Raw genomic sequence first — 25,253 nt, 5'->3', positions numbered from 1 at the left:
GCCTCAGATGAAGCGCTGCACGAGGTTCTCCAGCATCTCCTGCCGCCCCGACACGGGATGCGGCTCCGGTCCAGCAGCCGCCTTCTCGGCGATCTCCGCGAGCGAGAGCCGCCCGGCGAGGATGTCCTGTCCGAAGCCGCCGTCCCAGCCGGCATAGCGGCGCGAGACGAAATCGGCGAGGCCGCCATCCACGATCAGCCTCTCGGCGTTGAGCAGCGCTCGCGCCAGCAAATCAAACCCGCCGACATGGGCATGCAGCAGGTCGATGGCATCGATCGACTGGCGCCGCACCTTGGCGTCGAAATTGAAGCCGCCGGTCTTCAAGCCCCCCGCCTGCAGGATGCGGTAGAGCACCAGCGTCATCTCGTTGAGGTCGTTCGGGAACTGGTCGGTGTCCCAGCCGTTCTGCGGGTCGCCGCGATTGATGTCGAGACTGCCGAGCAGATCATGCGCCAGCGCATAGGCGATCTCATGCTCGAAGCTGTGGCCGGCGAGCGTCGCGTGGTTGGCCTCGATATTGAGCTTCACCTCGCCGACGAGATCGTAGCGCGAGAGGAAACCGTGTACCGTCGCGGCGTCGAAATCATACTGGTGCTTGGTCGGCTCGCAGGGCTTGGGCTCGATCAGGATCGTGCCGGTGAAGCCGATCCTGTGCTTGTGCTCGACGACCAGTGCGAGGAAGCGGCCAAGCTGGTCGAGTTCGCGCTTCAGATCGGTGTTGAGCAGCGTCTCATAACCCTCGCGTCCGCCCCAGAGCACGTAGTTCGTGCCCCCGAGCCGCTTCGTCACATCGAGCACGGCGCGCACCTGCGCGGCGGCATGGGCGAAGATATGCGGGTCGGGATTGGTCGCGGCGCCCGCGGCATAGCGCGGATGCGAGAACAGATTGGCCGTGCCCCAGAGCAGTTTCACCCCCGTCCGCTCCATATGCCCGGCGAAGCGGTCGGCGATGGCATCGAGATTGGACCAGCCTTCGCGGATGCTGTGACCCAGCGGTACGGCATCGACATCGTGGAAGGCGAAATAGGGTGCGCCAAGCTTGGCGAAGAAGTCGAAGGCGGCATCGGCCTTCGCCTCCGCCATGGCGAGCGTATCGGGCCCGCCGAGCCAGGGCCGTTCGAAGGTGCCGCTGCCGAAGACGTCGCTGCCGGGCCAGCAGAAGCTGTGCCAATAGGCCACGCAAGGGCGCAGGATCTCCGCCATCGGCTGACCCAGCACGAGGCGATCGGGCTCGTAGTAGCGATAGGCCAGTGGGTTGCGGCTCTCCGGTCCCTCGAAACGGATCGCGGGCAGATCGGTGAAATAGCTCATGGCGTTCCCTCGGCTTGGAAGCTCGGGCCTTCACCTGCGAGGCTTGGAGAAATGCCTCGATATTTCAGGTATGACCCATCATTTTGAGTTGCGCACATCTAATCCCGTCTTTATCGCTTTGGGAAGGGGAGGGTGGCGCATGGCGCGGACCACGCTGCAGGATGTCGCGAGCGAGGCAGGGGTCAGCCTCGCCACGGTCGACCGCGTGATGAACGGCCGTTCCGGCGTCCATGCCCGCACCGTCGAGCGCGTCCAGGCGGCGGTGAAGGCGCTCGATTTTCATCCGGATCGCCACGCCTCGCGGCTGGCTCGTGGCCGCGACTACGATTTCCGGATCATCCTGCCCACCGGCGAAAACGACTTCATGAAGATGCTGGAGGGCGAGTTGCGCGAGACCGGCGCGCGGCTGCGGCATGAGCGGATCAAGCTCTCCGTGCAGCAGGTCGACGTCTTCGACGGCCCCCTGCTGGCCGCCGCCATCGAGGAATTGCCCGCGACGATCGACGGTTTTGCCGTGGTGGCGCTCGATCATCCCGCCGTCGTCGAGGCGATCAACAATCTGGTCGCGGCGGGTGTCACGGTGCTGACGCTGGTTTCCGATCTGCCGTCGAGCCGGCGCAGCCATTTCGTCGGTATCGACAATGTCGCGGCCGGGCGCACCGCCGCCAATCTGATCGGCCGTTTCGTGCATGGGTCGGGCAAGGTCGGGCTGATCGCCGGCTCGCTGGCGCTGCGTGACCATATCGAGCGGCAATATGGCTTCGAGCAGGTCATCGCCCGCGAATATCCGAATCTGCAGGTGCTGCCGCTGCGTGAAGGGCGAGACGACAACAGTCGCGTCGAAAGCGCCGCCCGCGCCCTACTGGCCGACCATCCCGATCTCGTCGCGATCTACAGCGCCGGCGGCGGCCAGTCCGGCGTCGTCGCGGCGCTCGAAGCCTCGGGCCGGGCGCGGGAGGTCGTCTTCATCGCCCATGAATTGACGCCTCTTGCGCGGCGCCATCTGGTGCGCGGCACCATCGACGCGATCATCAACCAGGATGCCGGTCACATGGCCCGCAGCGTCGCGCGCGTGCTGCAATCGGCCCGCGAAGGCGCGCCGATCGTGCCGGGGCAGGAGCGAATCCGCATTGACGTGTTTTTGCGAGACAACTTGCCTTGAGCATGGCAATCTGAGGTGCGCACCGCAAAGCCGGCGATAAGACCGAGAGGCGGGCAGGTGCTGTGACGGCTGAGCGGAACGGCAGTTTCCGAAAGGCCGACGGGAGGAGACGAGGGATGAAAACGATCAAGGGACCGGCGATTTTTCTCGCCCAGTTCGCGGGCGACGCCGCTCCGTTCGACTCGTTCGAGGCGATCTGCGCCTGGGCCGGATCGCTCGGCTATGAGGGCGTGCAGATCCCGAGCTGGGACGGGCGCCTCTTCGATCTGAAGAAGGCTTCGGACTCCAAGGACTATTGCGACGAGATCGCCGGCATCGCCCGCTCCCACGGCTTGGCCATCACCGAGCTTTCGACCCATCTGCAGGGCCAGCTCGTCGCCGCCCATCCGGTCTATGACGAGATGCTCGACGGTTTCGCGGCCCCGGAGGTGCGCGGCAATCCCAAGGTGCGGCAGGCCTGGGCGGTCGACCAGTTGAAGCGCGCCGCCCGCGCCTCGCGCCATCTCGGCCTGGACGCCCATGCGACCTTCTCCGGCGCGCTCGCCTGGCCCTTCCTCTACCCTTTCCCGCAGCGCCCGGCCGGGCTGATCGAGACCGCCTTCGCCGAGCTCGGCAAGCGCTGGCGGCCGATCCTCGACGTCTTCGACGAGAACGGCGTCGATGCCTGCTTCGAACTGCATCCGGGCGAGGACCTGTTCGACGGCACGACCTTCGAGATGTTCCTCGACCATGTCGGGCAGCATCCCCGCGCCAACATCCTCTACGACCCCAGCCATTTCGTGCTGCAGCAGCTCGACTATCTCGCCTTCATCGATATCTACCGTGAGCGCATCAAGGCCTTCCATGTGAAGGATGCCGAGTTCAACCCGACCGGCCGCCAGGGCGTCTATTCCGGCTATGCCAACTGGGTCGACCGGGCCGGGCGCTTCCGCTCGCTCGGCGACGGGCAGGTCGATTTCGGGTCGATCTTCTCGAAGATGGCGGCGAACGACTTCGCCGGCTGGGCCGTGCTCGAATGGGAATGCGCGCTGAAGCACCCGGAGGACGGCGCGCGCGAGGGTTCGGAGTTCATCCGCAGCCACATCATCCGCGTCACCGAGCGCGCCTTCGACGATTTCGCCGGTGCCGGCACCGACGAGGCCGCTAATCGCCGCCTGCTGGGCATCGGCTGAGGAGGCGCGCATGGTCATCGAAGCAGGCAGGCAGACGGGCCACGGCCACCGCATCCGCCTCGGCATGGTCGGCGGCGGGCAGGGCGCTTTTATCGGCGGGGTGCATCGCATCGCCGCAAGGCTCGACGACCGCTATGAGCTGGTTGCTGGGGCGCTCTCCTCGGAGCCGGAGCGGGCGAAGGCCTCGGCGCGCGAGCTCGGCCTCGCGGAAGAGCGCGCCTATGGTTCCTATGAGGAGATGGCCAAGGCCGAGGCGGCGCGGCCGGACGGCATCGAGGCCGTCTCGATCGTCACGCCCAATCACATGCATGCGCCGGTTGCGCGTGCCTTCCTGAAGGCCGGCATCCACGTCATCTGCGACAAGCCGCTGACGACGATGCTGGCGGAGGCGCGCGATCTCGCCGCCCTTGTGCGCGAGAGCGGCAGGCTCTTCGTGGTCACCCACAACTACACCGGCTATCCGCTGGTGCGGCAGGCGCGCGCGCTGGTCGCGAGCGGCGCGCTCGGCACGCTCCGTCTGGTCCAGGTCGAATACGCCCAGGACTGGCTGACCGAGAAGACCGAGGCGACCGGCCAGAAGCAGGCCGCCTGGCGCACCGATCCGAAACAGGCCGGCGCTGGTGGCGCGCTCGGCGATATCGGCACCCACGCCTATAATCTCGCGAGCTTCGTCACAGGGCTGAAGCTCAAGGAGCTCTGCGCGGAGCTGACGAGCTTCGTCGAGGGCCGCGCGCTCGATGACGATGTCCAGATCCTCTTGCGCTTCGAGGGCGGGGCCAAGGGCGCGCTCTGGGCGAGCCAGGTCGCGCCCGGCAACGAGAACGGGCTGAAGCTGCGCGTCTATGGCAGCAAGGGCGGCCTCGAATGGGCGCAGGAGAACCCGAACCAGCTCTGGTTCACGCCCTTTGGCGAGCCCAAGCGCCTGCTGACGCGCGGCGGCGCCGGCGCCCTCTCCGAAGCCGCGCGGGTGACGCGTATCCCGAGTGGCCATCCGGAAGGCTATCTCGAAGGCTTCGCGACGATCTACAGCGAAGCGGCCGACGCGATCATCGCCGCGCGTGGCGGCGCCAAGCCCGATCCGGCCGTGACCTATCCGACGGTCGAGGACGGGCTTGCCGGCATGGCCTTCATCGAGGCGGCGGTCGCCTCCTCCAGGGCGGGCGGGCGATGGACGAGCCTCTGATCCATCACGGTGGCGCACCGCCGGGCGCCAGCCCGCCCGTGCTGGCGGCGCGGGGCGTTGCCAAGGCCTTCGGCCCGGTCGAGGTGCTGACCGATGTCGGGCTCGCGCTGGCGACCGGCGAGGTCCATGCCGTCATCGGCGAAAACGGAGCCGGCAAATCGACGCTGATGAAGCTGATTTCCGGCCATCTCGCGCCGACGCGCGGGGCGATTGAGATCGACGGCGAGGCCGTGCATTTCGCCGGCCCCGTCGATGCCGAGAGCCGCGGCATCGTGCTGGTGCATCAGGAAATCCTGCTCGCGCCGCATCTCACCGTGGCGCAGAACATCTTTCTCGGCCGCGAATTGAAGCGCGGCCTGATGGTCGACGACCGCGCCATGAACGCGCAGGCCGCCGCGGCGCTGCGCCAGCTCGGCGTCGAGATCGACCCGAGGGCGCTGGTGTCCCGCCTCTCCATCGCCCGGCGCCAGCTCGTTCAGATCGCTCGCGCGCTCGCGGTGCCCCACCGTGTCGTCATCTTCGACGAGCCGACGGCGTCGCTGACCCCCATCGAGACCGAGGCGCTGCTCAAGGTCATCCGCGCTCTGAAGGCGCGCGGCGTCGCCATCCTCTACATCTCCCATCGCCTGCCCGAGGTCGCCGCCATCGCAGACCGCATCACCGTGCTGCGCGACGGCCGGCTGATCGCGACGCGCGACGCGGACACCCTCTCACCCGTCGAGATGGCCCGGTTGATGGTCGGCCGGGACATGGCGCAGCTCTATCCCCAGCGCAGCGAGGCGCCGCCCGGCGCTATCGCCCTGGAGGTTCGCGATCTCTCCGTGCCCGGCTTCGCGGCCGATATCTCCTTCACCTTGCGCAAGGGCGAGATCCTCGGCTTCGCCGGGTTGATCGGCGCCGGCCGCACCGAGCTGATCGAGGGCGTCACCGGCTTGCGTCCCGCTCACGGCGCGGTCTCGGTTGAAGGCAGGCCGATCCGCCTGGGATCGGTGCGCGAGAGCATGCGGGCCGGCGTCGTCTATCTGAGCGAGGACCGGAAGGGAAAGGGCCTGCTGCTCGGCCAGAACCTGCGGGTCAACCTGACGCTCGCGGCGCTGCGCCGCTTCCTGCGCCATGGCTTCATCGACCGGCAGGCCGAAGAGCGCGAGCTCGACGCCGCCATCGGTGCCTTCGATATCCGGGCGAGGCGCAAGGAGATGCTCGCCGGCCAGCTCTCGGGCGGCAACCAGCAGAAGCTGCTGCTCGCCAAGATGATGCTGCTCGCGCCCGAGATCGTCATCATCGACGAGCCGACGCGCGGCATCGACATCGGCACCAAGCAGCAGATCTATCGCTTCATCGCAAAGCTGGCGGCGGAGGGGAAGGCGGTCATCGTCATCTCCTCGGAGATGCAGGAACTGATCGGCATCTGCCACCGCGTCCTGGTGATGCGCGCCGGCCGCCTCGTCGGCGAGGTCGCGGGCGAGGCGATGACCGAGGACGAAATCGTCGTCCATGCCACCGGCGTCAACGCCATGGCGGGTGACGCATCCATGAGGGCAGCCCAGCCATGACCGACGAAGCCCGGCCACTCGACCTCGACAAGGATGGCGGCCGCAGCGGCCTGGCCCGATTCTTCGGCGAGATCGACATGGCGGCGGTCGCGCCCTTCATCGCGCTCGCCGCCCTGCTCCTGCTTGGCGCGCTGCTCAACCCGAATTTCCTCACCACAAACAACCTGATGAACGTGCTGACGCGCTCCTCCTTCATCGCGATCATCGCGGTGGGCGCGACCTTCGTGATCTCGGCCGGCGGGCTCGATCTCTCCGTCGGCTCGTCGGCGGCGCTGGTCGCCGGCATCATGATCCTGTTCCTGAATGGCGGCGGGCTCGATGGTGGCACGCTGCTGATCGGCGCGGCGATGGGCGTCGCGATCCTCGTCGGTGGCCTGGCGGGCTTCGCCAACGGCGCGGTAACGGTGCTCGGGCGGATAGAACCCTTCATCGTCACGCTCGGCACCATGGCGATCTTCCGCTCGGTCACGACCTGGCTCGCCGATGGCGGCTCGATCGCCGTCAAATCCCCGGACGTCCGTGGGCTGCTACGGCCGATCTATACCGGCACTGTCTTCGGCCTGCCCGTGCCGGTCCTGATCATGGCGGTGGTCGGGCTCGTCGGCGCCTTCATCCTCTACCGCACGGCCTTCGGTCGCCATGTCATCGCGGTCGGCTCGAACGAGGATGTCGCGCGCTATTCCGGCGTCCATGTCGGGCGGGTGCGGGCGCTGACCTATGTCATCCAGGGTGTCTGCGTCGCCATTGCGGTCATCGTCTATGTGCCGCGGCTGGGTGCGGCGACCGCGACGACCGGCCTGCTCTGGGAATTGCAGGCGATCACGGCGGTCGTCATCGGCGGCACGGCGCTGCGCGGCGGCGTCGGCCGGATCTGGGGCACGATCTGCGGCGCCTTCATGCTGGAGGTTGTCGGCAACATCATGGTGCTGTCGAGCCTGGTCAGCGAATACCTGATCGGCGCCGTCCAGGGCGTGATCATCGTCATCGCCATGCTCGTCCAGAAATCGCTGATGCGGAGGAGCTGACGCCCGCATTCCGATACGGCCGGCGGCACAGGGCTCCCGCCGGTTCCGATCCAAAGGCCCGAACCCGATAACCACAAGAAGCAAGGGAGTGAGACAATGCGCAGGATCATGATGGGCCTCGCGGCCGCCGCTCTGACGGCGACGCTTGCCCAGGCACAGCAGAAGAACGTCACCATCGCGGTGTCGATTCCGGCCGCCGACCATGGCTGGACCGGCGGCGTGGTCTATCACGCCGAGCGCGCCGCCAAGATCCTCCAGGCCAATCATCCCGGCCTCAAGATCATCGTGAAGACCTCGCCGAATGGCGCCTCCCAGGCCAATGCGCTGGAAGACCTAACGACGCAGAAGATCGACGCGCTCGTCACCCTGCCGCACAATTCCGACGAGCTCACCGACCCGATCCGGGCGGTGAAGAAGAAGGGTGTCTTCGTCACGGTGGTCGACCGGGCGCTGACGGATCCGACGATCCAGGACCTCTATGTCGCCGGCAACAATCCCGAGCTCGGCCGCGTCGCCGGCCTCTATCTCAAGGAGAAGCTCGGCAAGGGCGACATCGTCGTCATCCGCGGCCTGCCGATCGTCATCGACGAGGAGCGCCAGAAGGGCTTCGACGCGGCCATCGCCGGCAGCGGCATCAAGGTGCTGGAGAAGCAGTTCGGCAACTGGTCGCGCGACGACGCCTTCAAGGTGATGCAGGACTATCTGACCAAATATCCGAAGATCGACGCCGTCTGGTGCCAGGACGACGACATGGCGGTCGGCGTCCTCGAGGCGATCTCCCAGGCCAAGCGCACCGACGTCAAGATGGTCATCGGCGGCGCCGGCATGAAGGAGATGATCAAGCGCGTCGCCGACGGCGACAAGATGATCCCCGTCAACGTGCTCTACCCGCCGGCGATGATCGCGACGGCACTCGAGCTCACCGTCGCGAATTTCTACGACAAGGTGCCGGTGCGCGGCCGCTACATCCTGGACGCGACGCTCGTCACCAAGGAGAATGCCAGCGAGTTCTATTTCCCCGATTCGCCGTTCTGAGCGCAGATCGGAGCGGCGGATGACCGGGAGGGGTCCTCCCGGGCAAGCTGCGATGCGGCATGAGGGCTCCGGAGCAGAGGCGCTCCGGAGCCCTTTTGCTTTTGAGATTGCATCGATTTCACACGGGAACCGAATTGTCATCCCGGGATTGACCCGGGATCCATGCCGGAACGCCACCGATCCAGGCTGGATGTCAGATCGCCTCGGCACCGAGCTTCGCCAGCCAATGGCCGAGCCGTTCCTTGAGAAGGCGGTCGCGCACATAGGAGAGGCTCTCCTCGTCGAGCCGCTCCAGCTCCTCCAGCCGGAAGGCCTCCGGCCCATGCGCGTCCCAGGCGGCCTGCAGCCCGCGATGGGTATGGCTGCGGTGGCGCAAGGTGAAGCGCAGCCGGTTCTCGATGCTGCCGAGATCGGTCGCGCGGCCGACCCAGCGCTGGCCGCTCGGCTCGCAGCGCAGCAGATAGATGCCCGCCGCCGTCTTGCGTTCCTTGTAGGCGGCAACGGCCGCCTTCTTCTCTTCACTGCGCATGGCCGGCCTCGTCGAGGGATCGGGATGCGTAATATAACCCGGATGTTAATGGGGCAAGAAATTTATCCGGGTATATTATCGGCAACGCCGCCGCTTGATCCTCGGCTCCGCTCGTCCGAAGGTTGACCGATGAGCGAGAGCGAACCTGTCCTTCTCTTCGGCGACCTGTCCGGCAAGACCGCGCTCGTGACCGGAGCTTCCGGCGGTCTCGGCCTTCATTTTGCGCGGCTGCTCGCGCGCTATGGTGTCGCCGTGACGCTGGCGGCCCGGCGCAAGGCTGCCCTCGACTGTGCCTGCGCGGAGATCGCTGATGCCGGCGGGGAGGCGCAGGGCCTCGCGCTCGATGTTGCCGATGCGCGCTCCGTCCGGACAGCGCTGGAAGGCCATTCCTTCGACATCCTGATCAACAATGCCGGAATCAGCGGCGCCGCGCCGGCCGCCGAACTGGGCGAGGAGGAATGGGACCGCGTCCTCGACACCAATCTCAAGGGCGTCTTCCTGGTGGCGCAGGCGGTCGCGCGCGGCATGCGCGCCTCCGGCCGGGGCGGGGCGATCGTGAACATCGCCTCGATCCTCGGCCATCGCGTCGCCGGCGGCGTCAGTGCCTATGCCGCCTCCAAGGCGGGCGTGATCCAGCTCACCAGGGCGCTGGCATTGGAATGGGCCCGTGACGGCATCCGGGTCAATGCGCTCTGCCCCGGCTATATCGAGACCGACATCAATCGCGATTTCTTCGCCAGCGAGCCCGGCCAGAACCTGATCCGCCGCATCCCGCAGCGGCGATTGGGCCGGCCCGAGGAGCTTGACGGGGCGCTGCTCCTGCTCGCCTCGCAAGCCGGCAGCTACATCACCGGTTCGACCGTGGAGGTCGATGGCGGCCACCTCGTCTCGTCGCTCTGACGGCGTCCTAATACTTGATCACGCCACGGCGCCGGAAGGCGTCTTCGACCTGTCGGGCGGCCGGGCGACCTCTTGAGCCTTGGCACTCCGCGCCGGTCAGGGCGATTCCGGCGCGGTCCGGTTCGGAAGCTGGGACAACACGCCCATGATGGGCCGCAGATGCTGCTCGAGGATGCCGAGCGCCTTCGCCTCGTCATACTCGCTCAGCGCCTCGATGAGCGCGTGATGTTCTTTGCGGATGCGCGCGATCCGGCTCGGATCCGTGCTGATCGCCGTCATCGCGACGCGCTGCTGGCGCGCCCCGAGCGACTGGTAGAGCTCGGACAGCACGACATTGCCGACAGCGGCGACCATGGCGAAATGGAAGTTCCGGTTGAGCTCGATCCGGCCGAAATAATCGCCCTCCGGCCGCTCGTCGAGCTGCGCGAGGATGGTGCCCATTTCGGCGGGCAGCGGGATTTCCTCACGGCAGATCCGGCTGATGGCGTGGCTCTCGATCATCCGCCGGGCTTCGTAGAGATCGATGAGCTCCTGCGCCGTCACCTGCCGCACCAGCGCGCCGCGGCGCGGCAGCAGATCGATGAAGCGTTCGGCCTCGAGCCGGTGGAAGGCTTCGCGCACCGGCGTGCGCGAGACGCCCAGCGCCGAGGAGATCTGCTCTTCCTCGACGAAGGAGCCCCCCACGAAGCGGCCGCGCAGGATCTGCTCGCGGACATAGAGATAGACCCGCTCGCGCGTCGGCCGGCCGCGCTCTTCGGCGGGCTCGTCCTGAAGCTCGATCATCGCCATGAGCGTATCGTCCCGAAAACCGTATTCCTTTTCGACATGATGCCATGCCGAGTTGGCGGTGGACATCAAAAAATTCGCCACGTATACGTGACGCATCAGAAGCGAAGGGCGCGTCCTCTGTGGCGCGCGACTTGCGCCGGGGAACGTTAAACCGTGCACCTGCCGACTGTGATTCATGCTGTTTTGGCCTGTCGGGCGCCGCATTCGAGCGGCTGCCGTCGGCCGGGCACGGCATGGCGATTGCACATCGCGGGCTGACGCGGAGATCAGCAGCACGCGCGCCAGCCAGAGCAGAGGATCAGCCGATGAGCATCTCCCGCCGTTCTCTCTTGGGTGCCGGTCTTGCCGCTCCGGTACTGGTTTCGCCCCTGTTCAGGCAGTCCGCGCAGGCCCAGCGCGCGAACGGCATCATCCGCTACGGCCTTTCCGCCTTTCCGCCCAATCTCCAGCCCTGGGTCTCGACCGGCGCCTCGGCCGGCACGGTCAAGATGCTGATCCATCGCAGCCTCGTCTCCTACGGGCCGGACGGGGAATTGCGCGGCGAGCTCGCAGAATCCTGGTCGCGTGACGCCGAGGGGGCCTGGGTCTTCAAGCTCCGCCCGGGCTGCGTCTTCCAGAACGGCGACCCGGTCACCGCCGACGACGTCAAATGGTCGATCGAGCAGATCGCCGGCGAGAAATCGACCGCCTATATGCGCGCCCAGTTCCAGAGCATTGAGCGCGTCGAGATTCCCGATCCGGCGACGGTCCGTCTCGTCACCAAGGAGCCGCTGGTGACGTTGCCGAGCTGGTTCGGCAACTACAACACCTTCATCCTCTCGCGGAAATCGACGGCGAACGAGCCGATCGGCGCCGGCCCCTTCCGGCTGGTCGGGCAGGAGCGCGGCACCTCGCTCGACCTCGCGGCCTTCGACAAGTTCTACAAGCCGGGCTTTCCCAAGCTCAAGGGCATCAAATTCGTCGTCTATGCCGACGAGAACCTGCGCAACGCGGCGTTGATGTCCGGCGATGTCGACATGATCGAATACGTGCCCTGGCAGTCGATGGCGGCGGTGGAGGCCGATCCGCGCCTCAAGCTCGACAACCAGGAAGGGCCGTTCATGGACGTGCTCTTCAACGGCACCAAGCCGCCCTTCAACGACCCGCGCGTGCGCCGCGCCGTCGCCCATGCCGTGCGCCGCGAGGACATCGTCAAGGCTGCCTTCTTCGGCCGCGGCAAGCCGCTCGAAGGCCTGCCGATCGTCGAGGGCACACCCTGGTACGACGACAAGCTCGCCCATGGCTGGAACTACGATCCGGCCCGCTCCAAGGCGTTGCTGGCCGAGGCCGGCTTCGCCAACGGCTTCCAGACGACGCTGCTGTCGACCGCCCAGTTCGGCATGCACAAGGACACCGCCGAGATCGTCCAGCAGCATTTGGCAGCGGTCGGCATCCAGTGCGAATTGCAATTGCCGGACTGGTCGACCCGCGTCAGCCGCGGCATGCGCGGCCAGTACGACATGGCGATCCACGGCGTCTCCTCCGACAACAACGATCCGGACGGGCTGACGGTGGTGCTCGACACCACGCTGTCGCCGGCGCATGGCCGCTCCTTCAAGGTCGATGCGCCCCGCACCATCGCGGCCCTCGCGCGGGGCCGGGCCGAGTTCGACCAGGCCAAGCGCGTCGCGATCTACAAGGAGATGCAGGCCGCCGCCTTGGAGGAGGTGCCGCTGGTCGGCCTCGCCTGGCGCCAGCAGGGCTATGGCATGGACAAGAACGTGATGGGCTTCGTCAACCTGCCCGGCGCCCTGACGAACTCCTCCGGCAACATGCTCGAGCAGACCTATTTCGGATGAGCACGGCCTGGCTGACACGGCGGGTCCTGCTGACGCTGGCGATGGCCTGGGTGGTCGCGACCATCGTCTTCCTGGCACTGCACATGGTGCCGGGCGATCCGGCAGAGCTCCTGCTCTCGACCTCGGGCGCGGCGCCCGATCCTGCCTCCGTCGCGGAATTGCGCGAGAAGCTCGGCCTCGACCTGCCGCTGCTCACGCAATACGGGAACTTCCTCGCGGGTCTGCTGCGCGGCGATCTCGGAAACTCCCTCGTCGATGACTACCCCGTGCTGCAGGAGATCGGGCTGCGGCTGCCGCGCACGCTAGAACTGATCCTCGCCGGCACCGTCATCGCCGTCATCTTCGGCGTGCCGGCTGGGGTCTATGCGGCTGTCCATCGCGGCGGAGCCTTCGACCGCGCGGCGTCCTGGATCACGGCGCTGCTGCTCGCCGTGCCGGTCTTCGTCGTCGGTACGCTGCTGGTGCTGCTGCTGGCGCAGACGCTGCGGCTCATGCCGGCGGGCGGCTATGTTCCCTTCGCCCAGGATCCGGCGCAGCATCTCAAGCTGCTGACGCTGCCCGCCATCGCGATCGCGAAAGGCCTGGCGGCGGTGCTGTTTCGCATGACGCGCGCGGCGACGCTCGATGCGCTCGCCCATGACTATGTCCGCACCGCCCGCGCCAAGGGGCTGTCGCCCCGCCGCGTCCTCGTGGTGCATGTCCTGCGCAACGCCCTGAACCCGGTCGTCACCGTGCTCGGCCTGCAGATGGGCACGCTGCTCGGCGGTACCGTGCTGGTCGAATATGTCTTCAACTGGCCGGGCCTCTCCACGCCGCTGCTGCGGGCGGTCGAGGGGCGCGACTATCCGATGGTGGTCGGCATCATCCTGACGATCTCCGTGCTGTTCCTGCTGATCAACCTCGCCGTCGAGCTCCTCCATGCGGCGATCGACCCGCGGGTGCAGGCATGAGGCTCGCACGCGCCAAGGGCCTGAGGCGCCTGATCCTGCCCGCCGGCGTCGTCGGCCTGATCGTGCTCGTCGCGCTCGCCGCCCCGCTCCTGCCGCTGCCGGACCCGATCCGGCAGGATGTCGCCCAGCGCCTCGCCGGCCCGATGTCGGGTTCCTGGCTGGGCCGGGACGAGTTCGGCCGGGACGTGCTCTCGCGCCTGATCTGGGGCGCGCGCACCAGTCTCTCCGTCGCCTTCGCCTCGGCTGTTGTCGCCGGCCTCTTCGGGGTCACGCTCGGCCTGATCGGCGGCTGGACCCGGAGCTGGGGCGCCTTCCTGACCGTGCGCAGCGTCGAGATCATCATGTGCTTTCCGCCGGTACTGCTGGCGCTCTTGGTGGTCACGCTGCTCGGACCGGGCGCAGGCACGCTGCTGCTCGTGCTCTCGGTGCTCTACGTGCCGGGCTTCGCCCGCGTGACCTATGCCGAGGTGCTGGCGGTGAAGGGCCGCGACTATGTCGAGGCGACCCGCGCGCTCGGCGCCACCTCCACGCATCTGCTATTCCGCACCGTGCTGCCGAACATTGCCGGCCCTCTGCTGGTGCAGTTCTCGCTGGCGGTCGCGGCGGCGGTGGTGATCGAGAGCGGTCTGTCCTTCCTGGGCCTCGGCGTCGTGCCGCCATCGCCCTCCTGGGGGCTGATGATCCGCGGCGCGCGGGCGACGATGGAGCAGGCCCCGCTGCTGCTGCTCTGGCCCTGCGCCGCGCTGACGCTGACCATCCTCGCCATGAACCTGCTTTGCGACGCCTTGCGCGATCTGCTCGATCCGCGCACGGCGGAGCACTGATCTCACCGCTCTATCAAGATCAAGCCTGAAGGAAGGACGAAGCCATGGCCGCCAAGACAGATCCCCTCGTTCACATGGGGACGATCACGGGCGGGGAGGCCCGCCAGATTCTCGAAGCGAACCCGGTCATCCTGCTGCCGATGGGCAGCCATGAGGATCAGGGCCCGCACGCGCCGATGGGCGACTATCTCCTCGCCGAGAAGATCGCCGAGCTCGCCGCCATCCGCGCCACCAAGGCCGGCACGCGCACGCTGGTGGCGCCCGTCCTGCCCTTCGGTGGGGCAGACTGGTTCGGCGCCATGACCGGCGGCATCGCCATCTCGCAGGCGACGCTGACACAGGTCATCGCCGAGATGGTCGAGTCGCTGCACCGCAACGGCCTGACGCGGATCATCGTCATCAACGGCCATGGTGGCAATGTCGGGCCGATCGCCGAGGTCGCGCGCGAGCTCTATCTGCGCGAGCAGATCGTGCTGCCGAGCCTCTATCTCTGGCGCATCGGCTACGGCCTCCTGCCCGGCATCCTCGGCGGCGCCGACAAGGCGGCGGCGGTCGCCGGACACGGCTCCGATCCGCTGACCTCGATCGGCCTGCACCTCTTCCCCGAGCTGATCCGCAAGGACCTGATCCCGGAGGGCAAGCCGCTGAAGAAGGACCCGGTTCTCGATCTGCAGTTCACCGGCCTCGGCACGGCGAGCTTCGAGGGCCATGAGGTCGCGATGCCCAACGAATACGACGAGGTCTACAATCTCGGCGTCGCCAAGGGCGATCCGCGCCTGTGCTCGGCCGAGACGGGCGCTGCCCTCACCGAGAAGCTGACCGATATCTGCGCCCGTTTCATCGCGCATTTCGCCAGCAAGGTCTCGGCCTGACGATTCCGCCTGCCGCGGTCGCCCGCGGCAGGCTCGCCCATGCCCAGCGTTCGCACTCGCCAGTTGCAGGAGGTCCCCATGCCGACACGCCGCCTCATCCTCAAGACGGGTCTTGCGACCATCGCCATGCCGGCCGTTCTGCGCGCGCAGGGCCTCAGCGGTCAGATCACCCTGCAATCCTATTCCGGCATCTTCCAGGACAACTACACCAAGGCGGTGATCGAGCCCTTCATCGCGGCCAATCCGGGCGTGAAGGTCAATTTCGTACCCGGTGGCACCTCGGCCCAGATGGTCGGCACCATCCGCGCGCAGAAGGCCGACCCGCAGATCGACGTCTCGATCATGGACGTCACCACCTCCAGCATCGGCAATCTCGAGGGCCTGTTCGAGAAGCTCACCCCGGCCGAGTTCCCGGTGCTCGACGAATTGCTGCCGGAGGCGCGCAAGGCCGGTGGCGAGTTCGGTCCGGCCGTGACCTTCGACCATCTCGTGCTGGTCTATGATGCGGCGCTGACCCCGCCGCTCGCTAAACTCGCCGATCTCTGGCGCCCGGATCTGAAGGGCCAGATCGCCCTTTCGGCCCCGCCGAACATCCAGGGCCTGGCCCTGACCGCCATGGTCGAGAAGATGGAAGGCGGCGACTATCGCAAATCGATCGACGCCGCGATGAAGAAGCTCAGGGAGCTCGCCCCCTCGGTCAACACCTTCGAGCCCAATCCGGACGGCTACTCGCTGATCCTGAACGGCGTCGTCAAGGTCGCGACCGGCTGGAACGCCCGCTCGCAGCTCTATGGCGATCAGTCGAACGGCAAGATCCGCACGCTGCTGCCGCCCGAGGGCTCGGTCTTCCAGATCAACACCATCAACCTCAGCGCCGGCTCGAAGAACCGCGCCGCCGCTGCCGCCTTCGTCAGACACGCCCTCTCCCAGCCGGCGCAGAAGGCCTTCACCGAGCGCATGTTCTACGCGCCGACCAACGCCAAGGCCCAGATCGACGCCAAGGCCGTCGCGCGCACCGCCGCCGCGCCGGAAAGCCGCTCCACCATGATCCCGCTCGACTGGAACGACATCCTCAAGGTGCGCGACCAGTGGAACAATCGCTGGCGGCGCGAGGTCATCGCGGCGGCGCGCTGAGCGGGCAACGGGTAAGCGACGATGAGCTATCTCGAACTTGCCGGGCTGCAGAAGCGCTATGGCGCCTCTGTCGCAGTCGACGACGTCTCGCTCGCCGTGGAGAAGGGCGAGGCGGTCGCGCTGCTCGGCCCCTCCGGCTGCGGCAAGACGACGACCTTGCGGATGCTGGCGGGGCTGGTCGAGCCCGATCGCGGCGCAATCCATGTCGATGGCGCCGCGATTACCAGTTTGCCGGCTCACAAGCGCAATATGGGCTATGTCTTCCAGTCCTATGCGCTGTTTCCGCATCTGAGCGTGGCTGGGAACGTCGCCTTCGGGCTGGAAGAGCGTCGCCGGCCGAAGGCCGAGATCGCGCGGCAGGTCGAGGATGCGCTGGCGCTCGTCCGTCTCGCGGGGCTCGACCAGCGCCGCCCGCGCGAGCTCTCCGGCGGGCAGCAGCAGCGCGTGGCGCTGGCTCGCGCGCTGGTGATCCACCCCTCCGTGCTGCTGCTCGACGAATCCCTCTCCAACCTCGACGCCAAGCTGCGCGACGCGATGCGCCACGAGATTCGTTCGATCCAGCGCTCGCTCGGCATCACCACGCTCTTCGTCACGCATGATCAGGTCGAGGCCTTGACCATGTGCGATCGTATCGCCGTGATGCATCGCGGCCGCATCGCCCAGATCGGCACGGCCGAGGATATCTACGAGCGCCCGGCGACCCGCTTCGTGGCCGAATTCGTCGGACGCGCCAACGCCCTGCCGGCGACGCGCGGTCCAGACGGCAAGGTCCTGCTCTGGAACGAACCGCAGCCCGTCACCGCTCCCGCCAGCGGGGAATTCGACGTCTTCGTGCGGCCGCAACGCATGCGCATCGTTCAGCGTTCGGAGGCGGTCGGCGCGGAGAATGTCCGAGTGAGCGGGCGCATCCTGCGCAGTGTCTTCGTCGGCGACCATGTCGAGGTGCTGGTTGAGGGCGCGGGCGGGCAATTGACGGTCGAGATGCCGTCGGGCAGCCCGGCGCTGGCTGAGGGCGCCGAGGTCGCGGTTATCTGGCGGGCGCAGGACAGCCTGCCCTTCCCGCGCGAGGCGCCATGAGCGCGACGCGTCGACTGCCGCTGCTGCTGGTACCGGCCGGACTCTTCGTGCTGGCCATCTATGCCTGGCCGACCCTGCTCCTGCTGCGCAACGCCTTCAACGAAGTCGGCCCGACCGGCGCGCTGGTCGAGGCCTGGTCGCTGAAGACGGCTGCCGACACCTTCGCCGACGGCTTCACCTTCGAATTGACCTGGAACTCGCTCTGGCTCTCGCTCGTCGCGACGGCGATCGCGCTGGCCCTGGCCTATCCGCTCTCGCTTTTCCTGTTCCGCACGACCTCGCGCTGGCGCAGCATCCTGGCCGTGATCGCCATCCTGCCGATGCTGATCTCCGGTGTCGTGCGCGTCTTCGGCTGGCTCGCCATTCTCGGCGACCGCGGGCTGGTCAACGGCCTGCTGCAATGGCTCGGCCTGATCTCGGCGCCGCTGAAGCTCGTCTTCAACTGGACCGGCGTCACCATCGGCCTGGCCGAGAGCATCATGCCCTACATGCTCCTCGCCTTGCTCGCCGGCTTCGGCCAGCTCGACCGGACGCTGGAGGAGGCGTCGCGCTCGCTCGGTGCCTCGCCGTTCCGAACCTTCCTGCGCGTGACGCTGCCGCTCAGCCTGCCCGCCATCGTGCTGGCGGCGGGGCTCGGCTTCGTCCTCTCCATGTCGGCCTATATCACGCCGAAACTGCTCGGCGGCGGGCGTGTCTTCGTGCTGGCGACCGAAATCTTCGAGCAGGCGACGACCAACACCAACTGGCCGGCGGCCGCGGTGCTCGCGCTCTACACGCTCGTGCTCCTGCTGGTGCTGCTCGCCTTCTCCAACCTGCTGGCCCGGAGGCTGAGGCGATGAACGGCGCCGGCCCCGTCCTCTCCGGCATCGCGGCACTCGTCTATGCGCTGATCCTGGCGCCGATCGTCGTGGTCTTCACGCTCGCCTTCTCGGCGGATAATTTCATCCTGTTCCCGCCTTCGGGCTACTCGCTGCGCTGGTTCCAGGCGCTCGCCGGCAATGCTCCGCTGCTGTCGGCGCTTGGCTTGAGCGTGCAGGTCGCGAGCGTGGTGACGCTGTGCTCGCTCCTCGTCGGCGTGCCCGCCGCGCTGGCACTGGCCAAGGGCGAGTTCCGCGGCAAGGACGCGCTGACCGGCTTCTTCCTCGCGCCGCTGCTGCTGCCGACGCTGATCACCGGCCTCGCATTGCTGCTGTTCTTCACGCCGCTCCGGCTCACCGCGACGCTGCCCGGCCTCGTCCTCGGCCATATGACGGTGACGGTGCCCTTCGTCATCCGGATGATGGCGACGGCCCTCGCCAACCTGCCGCACGACATCGAGGCGGCCGCCGCGACGCTCGGCGCCACGCCCTGGCGGGTGGTGCGGCGCGTGACGCTGCCGCTGGCGGCGCCGGGTCTGATCGCCTGCGCCTGCCTGTCCTTCCTGCTCTCCTTCGACGAGACGGTGATCTCGCTCTTCATTGCCGGCCCGCGCGCCTCGACCCTGCCGGTCGAGATGGTGCGCTATGTCGAAGGCCGCACCGACCCGCTGATCGCGGCGCTCTCGGTCGTTCTCATCATCGCCACGCTGATCGTCGTCGTCGCGGTCGAACGCCTTGTCGGCGTCGCCCGCGCCGTCGGACGATAGCTTGGAAGCATCATGTCGTCCGAAAACCGGTCCCCACTTTTCGGCATCATGCCTCAGGAGAAGACACCATGCCCGATTACCGCATCGCCCCCATGCCCGAGCAGCTTCCGGCCGCGCTCGTGGAGAAGCTGCTGAAGGTCGAGACCGCGACCGTCGGCCACTCCCAGCATTGGGGCTTCATGGATCGCGGCATCCAGCCGTTGCTGCGCACGAAGCGCATCGCCGGCGCGGCGGTGACGCTCGCCATTCCCGGCCAGGATTCGACTTTGCTGCATCACGCGCTCGGGCTGCTCCGGCCCGGCGACATCCTCGTCGTTGACCGCCTGGGTGACGACAAGCACGCCTGCTGGGGCGGCGGCGTCACCGTCGCGGCCAAGGCGGCCGGCGCGCTCGGCGGCATCGTCGACGGCCCCTGCACCGATCTGACCGAGATCCAGGATTCCGATTTCCCGATGTGGTGCCGCGGCATGTCGCCGATCACCACCCGCCTCTACAATCTCGGCGGCACGCTCAACCATCCCATCTCCTGCGGCAATGTGCCGGTGAAGGCGGGGGACGTGATCCTGGCCGACGAATCCGGCGTGCTGGTGCTGCCCCGCGAGGAGGCCGAGGCGATCGCCGACGCGGCCATCGCCCGGCAGGAGCGCGGCGAGAAGACGCAAAACCGCGTCAAGGCCGGCGAGAAGCTCGGCGACATCTCCGGCGCCACCAAGATGGTGCTCGACGCGCTGGCCCAGAACGGCTGAGCCGCCTCGTCCCGAAGCCCCCACGACACCTTCGCCTTCAAGACCGGAATCCCATGATGTCTGAGACCATCGTCCTGCTCGATATGACGACGCCGGAGCGCGCCGACCGCCTGCGCGCGCTCCTGCCGCCGGGCTTCGTCCTGACCCATGGCACGGCGCGCGGCGACGAGCATATGAAGGAGATCATCGCCGAGGCCGACTATGCCATCTCCGGGCAGGTCGGCGTCTCGCGCGAGGTGCTGGCGGCGGGCAGGAAGCTGAAGCTCCTGCACAAATGGGGCGTCGGCTACGACAACATCGACATCGCCGCTGCGAAGGAGCTCGGCATCAGGGTCGCGCGCACCACCGGCTCCAACGCCGTTCCGGTCGCCGAATTCGCGCTCGGGCTGATGCTGTCCTCGCTGCGCTTCATCGCCTATGGCCATGAGGAGCTGAGACAGGGCCGTTGGGCGACCGGCAAGCTGCCCAGCGACACCTACATGCTCTCCGGCAAGACGGTCGGCATCGTCGGCTTCGGCGCCATCGGCAAGAACGTCGCGAAGCTGCTCAAGGGCTTCGGCTGCAAGATCCTCTACAGCAAGCGCACGCCGCTCAGCGCCGCTGAGGAGGCCGAGCTCGGCGTCAGCCATGCCTCGCTGGCGCAGATCCTGGCGGAGGCCGATGTCGTCTCGCTGCACTGCCCGCTGACGCCGGAAACCACGAACCTGATCGATTCTGCCGCCCTCAAGGCGATGAAGAAGACGGCGGTGCTGGTCAACGTCGCCCGCGGCGGGGTGGTCAACGAAGCCGATCTGGTCACGGCGCTGCGGGCGCGGGAGATCGCGGGCGCCGCGATGGACGTCTATTCGGTTGAGCCGCTGCCGCCGGACAGCGAGTTGCTGACCCTCGACAATATCGTGGTGACGCCGCATCTCGCCGCCATGGCGGCCGATAATTTCGCGCCGACGGTCAAGCGCATGTTCGCCAACATGGTGCATGTCTCGCGCGGCGAGCCCGTGCCGGAGCGCGACATCGTCGTCTGACCGGCAGCCTCAACTCCTGAGGAAGCCGATCGATATCCACGGGACTGCTGCGACGATCAGCAGCCCGATGAGAAGGGCCGCGATATAGGCCCAGATGTATTTGAGGCCATCGTCGGGGTTGATCTTCGAGATGGCGCAGGCACCGTAATAGCCGACGCCGAAGGGCGGGGCGAAAAGGCCGATGCCCATCGCGAAGATCACGACCATCGCATAATGGACCTCGTGCACGCCGAGCTGGTGGGCGATGGGGAAGACGAGTGGCCCGAACAGCACGATCGCCGGGATGCCCTCCAGCACCGAGCCGAGGACGGTGAAGGCGACGATCGAGATGCCGAGGAAGCCCCAGCTTCCGCCGGGCACGGCGGCCATGGCCTGGGCGAGGTCGCGCGAGAAGCCGGACTGGGTCAGGCCCCAGGCCATGGCGGTGGCGCAGCCGATGATGAAGATGATGGCACCGGTGAGGGAAGCGGTCTCGACCAGCATCTTCGGCAGGCGCCGCCAGTCGAACTGGCGGTAAAGCAGGAGGCCCGCCAGAATCGCATAGGCGATACCAATGGTCGAGACTTCGGTCGCCGTGGCGACGCCCTCGACGACGGCGGCTCGGATGACGAAGGGCAGCGCGATGGCGGGTGCCGCGATCAGGGCGAGCTTGGCGATCTCGCGGCGGGAGAAGCGCGTGACGTTGCTGAGATCCTCGCCCCTGCAGCGCCACCAGACGACGACGCAGAGCGCAGCACCGAGCACGACGGCGGGCAGCATGCCGCCGGTGAACAGCGCGGCGATCGAGACGCCAGTGACCGAGCCGATGGTGATCAGCACGATCGAGGGTGGGATCGTCTCGGTCTGGGCGCCGGTGGCGGAGAGCAGCGCGACGAGGTCGCCGGGCTTGGCGCCGCGCTTCTGCATTTCCGGGAAGAGCACGGGGGCGATCGCGGCCATGTCGGCGATCTTCGAACCGGAGATGCCGGAGACCAGATACATCGCGCCGATCAGCACATAGGACAGCCCGCCGCGGACATGGCCGAGCAGCGAGGCGAGGAACTGGATCATGGCGCGCGCCATGCCGGTCATCTCGATCAGGGCGCCGAGGAAGATGAAGAGGGGGACGGCGAGCAGGATGAGATGGCTCATGCCCTCGTCGAGCCGGCCGACCATGACGAGCATCGGTGTCGAGGTCGTGCAGGCGAGATAGCCGAAGGTGGCGAGGGCGAAGGAAAAGGCGATCGGCACGCCGGAGAAGACGTTGAGGGCGACGACCCCGACGAAGAAGACGATCAGGTTGAGCTTGCCGAGCGGCTTCAGCATTGGGCCGGCGAGCCAGAACAGGACGACGAGCGCGAGCGTGACGGCGCCCGCCAGCAGCACCGGCTTCCATGAGCCGAAGCGGACGAGGCGCAAGCAGGCGACGACGAGCATCAGGGCGATGCCGATGGGGAGCGCGCCCGCACGCCAGGCATTGGAGATCCCCAGCGCCGGGGTGACGATAAAGTTCTCTTCTTCCGCATACTCCAGCGCATGCGGCAGGATCATCAGCAGGAAGGCGATCGCGGCGGTGATGGCCAGCGCCTCGAGCACCGCACGGGTGCCGGGCGAGACGCGGCTGACAAGGCCGGTCATGCGCATATGCTCGCCGCGCCTGAGCGCGATCACCGCGCCGAGCATCGACAGCCACAGGAACAGGATCGAGGCGAGCTCGTCGGACCACACCAGCGGTGCGTGGAAGACGTAACGCGCCAGAACGCCGGCGCCGAGCAGCGAGATCTCGACGACGACCAGAATCGCCGCGATCGTCTCGACCAGCAGGCCGAGCACCCGCTCGACAGGGGCGGCAGCGCGCCCAAGCGCGGTCGCGGAAACATCCGCCGAAATCGGCAGGCTTGCGCCGTGAGCATCCATCGAGACGTTTCCGCTTATCGTATTTTGAGCCCTTATAGGCCGGGGTGGGTCCGGGAGACTAGCCGTAACGTCGGGTTCTCCCGTTCGGCATGCACGCACCTCGATGCGTTCGGCCGCCTGGCTCAGGCCGATATCCCGTCAAGCAGCTTCGCGGGTTGCCTTTTTGGAAACAAAGAGAGAACATGGGCTATGTCTCTCACCGACGCCATTCTCAACCCACCGCCGGCGCGGCCGGATATCACCCGCGCCGTCTGCCGGGGCGCCAGCCGGCATCTGCGCGAGCGCGGCCATGCCATCGTCAAGGAGATGACCTTTGCCAATGGCCGACGCGGCGACATCGTCGCGCTGTCGCCCGCGGGCGAGCTTTGGGTGGTCGAGGTCAAGTCCGGGCTCGCCGATTACCGGGTCGACGGCAAATGGCCGGATTACCGCGACTATTGCGACGGCTTTCTCTTCGCCGTGGCGCCGGAATTCCCGCGCGAGATCCTGCCTGATGATGTCGGGCTGATCGTCGCGGACGCCTATGGCGGCGAATTGCTGCGCGAGCCGCCGCGCCATCCGCTCGCGCCGGCGCGCCGAAAGATGCTGACCATCGCTTTCGCGAAGCTGGCGGCGGGGCGGCTGGCGCTGCTCGAGGACCCGCCCGGCGCGGGCTGAGCGTCGGAGACGGCTGCGTTGCGCGTGGCGGGGCGCCCCATCGTGAATTCATATCACAGATGATGATCCGTCTCTCATACTAATTCACAGCCGCTTCAGGGGCTATCTCCGGGACAAATCGTATCCGGAGGCTTCCATGCCCGTTGCCCTTTATGCCCTGACCGTCGGTGCCTTCGGCATCGGCGTCACCGAGTTCGTGATCATGGGCCTGCTGCTGCAGGTCTCGGGCGATCTCGGCGTGTCCATCCCCGTCGCCGGCCTGCTGATGACCGGCTATGCGCTCGGCGTCTTCGTCGGCGCGCCCATCCTGACCATCGCGACGCGCGGTCTGCCGCGCAAGACGACGCTGCTCGTGCTGATGGCGATCTTCACCCTCGGCAATCTTGCGGCCGCCCTGGCGCCGAGCTTCGCCTGGCTGATGACGGCGCGCATCGTGACCGCGCTGGCGCATGGCACGTTCTTCGGCGTCGGCTCGCTGGTGGCGACGAGCCTCGTCGCGCCCGAGCGCAAGGCCTCCGCCATCGCGATCATGTTCACCGGCCTGACGCTTGCGACCCTGCTCGGTGTGCCCTTCGGCTCCTGGCTCGGCCTCGCCTTCGGCTGGCGCTCGACCTTCTGGGCGGTCACCGCCATCGGCATCCTGGCTTTCCTCGTGCTCGCGGCCTTCGTCCCCGCCGACAAGGAGCGCGTCGTCCCGGGGCCGCTCGCCGAGGAGCTAAAGGTGCTCGCTCGGCCCCAGGTCCAGCTCGGCCTCGTCATGACCGTGCTCGGCTTCGGCGGCATCTTCGCGATCTTCACCTTCATCCAGCCGATCCTCGTCCAGCTCGCCGGCTTCAGCGAGGCCGCTGTCTCGCCGGTGCTGCTCGTCTTCGGCGGCGGCCTCGTCGTCGGCAACCTGCTCGGCGGTCGCTGGGCCGACCGGAGCCTGGCGCCGGCGCTGATCGGTTCCCTCGCCTTGATGACCGCGGCGATGTTCGCGTCGGGCTTCGCCTTCCACAGCCAGACCGGCGCGGTGATCGCCGCCTTCGTGCTGGGCGCGGCGGCCTTCGCCACGGTGGCGCCGCTGCAGATGTGGGTGCTCCAGCAGGCGGGCGGCGCCGGCCAGGGCCTTGCGTCCAGCCTGAACATCGCCGCCTTCAATCTCGGGAATGCGCTGGGCGCCTGGCTCGGCGGGCTGGTGATCTCGCATGGCCCCGGCCTTGGCGCGATCGCGCCGGTCGCCGCGCTGGTGCCGCTCGCGGCGCTGGGGCTGGCGGCGGTCGCGCTGACGTTGGATCGGAAGGCCGCGCGAACAGTCTGCGCCTGAGCGGTTGCCGACCGATCCAAAAAAGGGCTGCCGGACGATGAGTCCGGCAGCCCTTTTTCATATCCGCAGAGGGTTCAGCGCGGTGCGCGCTTGGCGAGGATGCGCTGCAAGGTGCGCCGGTGCATGCCGAGGCGACGCGCCGTCTCGGAGACGTTGCGGTTGCAGAGCTCATAGACGCGCTGGATATGCTCCCAACGCACCCGGTCTGCCGACATCGGATTTTCCGGCGGCGAGGGGCGGGCGTCGCGGGCGGCGGCCAGCGCGGCGTGGATTTCATCGGCATCGGCCGGCTTGGCGAGGAAGTCGAAGGCGCCGAGCTTCACGGCGCTGACCGCCGTCGCGATATTGCCGTAGCCGGTCAGGACGACGCCGCGCGCATCCGGGCGGCGCTCCTTCAGCCGGGCGATCACGTCGAGCCCGTTGCCGTCGCCGAGCCTGAGATCGATCACCGCGAAGGCGGGAGCCGCCTCTTCCACGGCGGCGAGGCCGGCCGCGACGCTGTCGGCGATGCGCACGATATAGCCGCGGCCTTCCATGGCGCGGGCGAGGCGGGTCAGGAACGGCTTGTCGTCGTCGACCAGCAGCAGGGACATGTCGGCGCCGGTTCCGGGCCTGTCGATCTCGCTCTGGGTATCCTGCATTCTGGTC

General features: G+C 67.6%; 24 protein-coding genes. 19 read left to right on the top strand and 5 right to left on the bottom strand.

The window, feature by feature from the left end:
* Positions 1 to 3: 3 nt before the first annotated feature.
* Positions 4 to 1,311, bottom strand: a complete 1,308-nt coding sequence (xylA, locus tag AB6806_RS16070) for a xylose isomerase (protein WP_370954920.1) — start codon at positions 1,309 to 1,311, stop codon at positions 4 to 6.
* 139 nt (positions 1,312 to 1,450) lie between these two features.
* Between xylA and AB6806_RS16065 the strand changes: the two genes are divergently transcribed.
* The 6 genes from AB6806_RS16065 to AB6806_RS16040 all read left to right on the top strand — a co-directional run bounded on the left by AB6806_RS16065 (position 1,451) and on the right by AB6806_RS16040 (position 8,441).
* Positions 1,451 to 2,473 carry a LacI family DNA-binding transcriptional regulator gene (locus AB6806_RS16065; RefSeq protein ID WP_370954919.1) on the top strand — a complete coding sequence of 341 codons (1,023 nt, stop codon included), beginning with the start codon at positions 1,451 to 1,453 and terminating at the stop codon, positions 2,471 to 2,473.
* A 116-nt stretch (positions 2,474 to 2,589) separates the two neighbouring features.
* Positions 2,590 to 3,645, top strand: a complete 1,056-nt coding sequence (locus AB6806_RS16060; RefSeq protein WP_038364655.1) for a sugar phosphate isomerase/epimerase family protein — start codon at positions 2,590 to 2,592, stop codon at positions 3,643 to 3,645.
* A 10-nt stretch (positions 3,646 to 3,655) separates the two neighbouring features.
* Complete coding sequence (locus tag AB6806_RS16055; protein ID WP_370954918.1) at positions 3,656 to 4,828, top strand: Gfo/Idh/MocA family protein; 1,173 nt, start codon at positions 3,656 to 3,658, stop codon at positions 4,826 to 4,828.
* Positions 4,813 to 6,381: a sugar ABC transporter ATP-binding protein gene (locus tag AB6806_RS16050; RefSeq protein ID WP_142022327.1), complete on the top strand. Its 1,569-nt coding sequence runs from the start codon at positions 4,813 to 4,815 to the stop codon at positions 6,379 to 6,381. The genes AB6806_RS16055 and AB6806_RS16050 overlap by 16 nt, the downstream gene beginning before the upstream one ends.
* Before the next feature lie 77 nt (positions 6,382 to 6,458).
* Positions 6,459 to 7,406, top strand: coding sequence for an ABC transporter permease (locus AB6806_RS16045; protein WP_370955009.1), 948 nt, complete (start codon positions 6,459 to 6,461; stop codon positions 7,404 to 7,406).
* A gap of 96 nt (positions 7,407 to 7,502) precedes the next feature.
* Complete coding sequence (locus AB6806_RS16040; RefSeq protein ID WP_038364652.1) at positions 7,503 to 8,441, top strand: ABC transporter substrate-binding protein; 939 nt, start codon at positions 7,503 to 7,505, stop codon at positions 8,439 to 8,441.
* Positions 8,442 to 8,634: 193 nt separating this feature from the next.
* Here the strand turns inward: AB6806_RS16040 and AB6806_RS16035 are convergent, their stop codons facing one another.
* Positions 8,635 to 8,970 (bottom strand): GIY-YIG nuclease family protein, encoded by a 336-nt coding sequence (locus AB6806_RS16035; RefSeq protein ID WP_142022326.1) that lies wholly within the window; start codon positions 8,968 to 8,970, stop codon positions 8,635 to 8,637.
* A 129-nt stretch (positions 8,971 to 9,099) separates the two neighbouring features.
* On the opposite strand from AB6806_RS16035, the gene AB6806_RS16030 reads away from it, so the two are divergent.
* A complete protein-coding gene (locus AB6806_RS16030; RefSeq protein ID WP_112761506.1) occupies positions 9,100 to 9,870 on the top strand; it encodes an SDR family NAD(P)-dependent oxidoreductase in 771 nt (256 codons plus the stop codon).
* 96 nt (positions 9,871 to 9,966) lie between these two features.
* Here the strand turns inward: AB6806_RS16030 and AB6806_RS16025 are convergent, their stop codons facing one another.
* Positions 9,967 to 10,725: a GntR family transcriptional regulator gene (locus tag AB6806_RS16025; protein WP_210245676.1), complete on the bottom strand. Its 759-nt coding sequence runs from the start codon at positions 10,723 to 10,725 to the stop codon at positions 9,967 to 9,969.
* Between the two features lie 239 nt (positions 10,726 to 10,964).
* Between AB6806_RS16025 and AB6806_RS16020 the strand changes: the two genes are divergently transcribed.
* From AB6806_RS16020 to AB6806_RS15975, 10 genes are all read left to right on the top strand, one after another.
* Entirely contained in the window at positions 10,965 to 12,497 is a 1,533-nt protein-coding gene (locus AB6806_RS16020) for an ABC transporter substrate-binding protein (protein ID WP_038364649.1), read from the top strand.
* Complete coding sequence (locus tag AB6806_RS16015) at positions 12,494 to 13,447, top strand: ABC transporter permease (protein ID WP_133560527.1); 954 nt, start codon at positions 12,494 to 12,496, stop codon at positions 13,445 to 13,447. The genes AB6806_RS16020 and AB6806_RS16015 overlap by 4 nt, the downstream gene beginning before the upstream one ends.
* Positions 13,444 to 14,271, top strand: coding sequence for an ABC transporter permease (locus AB6806_RS16010; RefSeq protein ID WP_166652887.1), 828 nt, complete (start codon positions 13,444 to 13,446; stop codon positions 14,269 to 14,271). Before AB6806_RS16015 ends, AB6806_RS16010 begins: the two co-directional genes overlap by 4 nt.
* Before the next feature lie 44 nt (positions 14,272 to 14,315).
* A complete protein-coding gene (locus AB6806_RS16005; protein ID WP_038364642.1) occupies positions 14,316 to 15,143 on the top strand; it encodes a creatininase family protein in 828 nt (275 codons plus the stop codon).
* A gap of 78 nt (positions 15,144 to 15,221) precedes the next feature.
* Positions 15,222 to 16,277, top strand: a complete 1,056-nt coding sequence (locus AB6806_RS16000; protein WP_038364639.1) for an extracellular solute-binding protein — start codon at positions 15,222 to 15,224, stop codon at positions 16,275 to 16,277.
* A 21-nt stretch (positions 16,278 to 16,298) separates the two neighbouring features.
* Positions 16,299 to 17,354 carry an ABC transporter ATP-binding protein gene (locus AB6806_RS15995; protein ID WP_370954917.1) on the top strand — a complete coding sequence of 352 codons (1,056 nt, stop codon included), beginning with the start codon at positions 16,299 to 16,301 and terminating at the stop codon, positions 17,352 to 17,354.
* The gene (locus tag AB6806_RS15990) at positions 17,351 to 18,193 is read left to right on the top strand and encodes an ABC transporter permease (protein WP_142022324.1); all 843 of its coding nucleotides are present in this window, start codon (positions 17,351 to 17,353) and stop codon (positions 18,191 to 18,193) included. Before AB6806_RS15995 ends, AB6806_RS15990 begins: the two co-directional genes overlap by 4 nt.
* Entirely contained in the window at positions 18,190 to 18,978 is a 789-nt protein-coding gene (locus tag AB6806_RS15985; protein ID WP_038364633.1) for an ABC transporter permease, read from the top strand. Before AB6806_RS15990 ends, AB6806_RS15985 begins: the two co-directional genes overlap by 4 nt.
* Before the next feature lie 68 nt (positions 18,979 to 19,046).
* A complete protein-coding gene (locus AB6806_RS15980) occupies positions 19,047 to 19,724 on the top strand; it encodes an RraA family protein (RefSeq protein WP_038364631.1) in 678 nt (225 codons plus the stop codon).
* A gap of 53 nt (positions 19,725 to 19,777) precedes the next feature.
* Positions 19,778 to 20,746 (top strand): 2-hydroxyacid dehydrogenase, encoded by a 969-nt coding sequence (locus AB6806_RS15975; protein ID WP_210245675.1) that lies wholly within the window; start codon positions 19,778 to 19,780, stop codon positions 20,744 to 20,746.
* A gap of 9 nt (positions 20,747 to 20,755) precedes the next feature.
* Here AB6806_RS15975 and AB6806_RS15970 read toward each other — a convergent pair whose 3' ends face one another.
* On the bottom strand, positions 20,756 to 22,642 hold the full coding sequence (locus tag AB6806_RS15970) for a TRAP transporter large permease (protein ID WP_142022323.1): 1,887 nt from the start codon (positions 22,640 to 22,642) through the stop codon (positions 20,756 to 20,758).
* 189 nt (positions 22,643 to 22,831) lie between these two features.
* Here AB6806_RS15970 and AB6806_RS15965 point away from each other — a divergent pair, with 189 nt between their 5' ends.
* Both AB6806_RS15965 and AB6806_RS15960 read left to right on the top strand, forming a co-directional pair.
* Complete coding sequence (locus AB6806_RS15965) at positions 22,832 to 23,299, top strand: MmcB family DNA repair protein (protein WP_133565880.1); 468 nt, start codon at positions 22,832 to 22,834, stop codon at positions 23,297 to 23,299.
* Positions 23,300 to 23,435: 136 nt separating this feature from the next.
* Positions 23,436 to 24,605, top strand: a complete 1,170-nt coding sequence (locus AB6806_RS15960) for an MFS transporter (RefSeq protein WP_142022322.1) — start codon at positions 23,436 to 23,438, stop codon at positions 24,603 to 24,605.
* Positions 24,606 to 24,679: 74 nt separating this feature from the next.
* Here AB6806_RS15960 and AB6806_RS15955 read toward each other — a convergent pair whose 3' ends face one another.
* A complete protein-coding gene (locus AB6806_RS15955) occupies positions 24,680 to 25,246 on the bottom strand; it encodes an ActR/PrrA/RegA family redox response regulator transcription factor (protein ID WP_038364622.1) in 567 nt (188 codons plus the stop codon).
* Positions 25,247 to 25,253 lie beyond the last annotated feature (7 nt).

The sequence above is a fragment of the Allobosea sp. RCC_152_1 genome (assembly GCF_041360765.1).
GTDB classification, from domain to species: domain Bacteria; phylum Pseudomonadota; class Alphaproteobacteria; order Rhizobiales; family Beijerinckiaceae; genus Allobosea; species Allobosea spartocytisi.
This window is presented reverse-complemented; position numbering and strand designations above follow the sequence as displayed.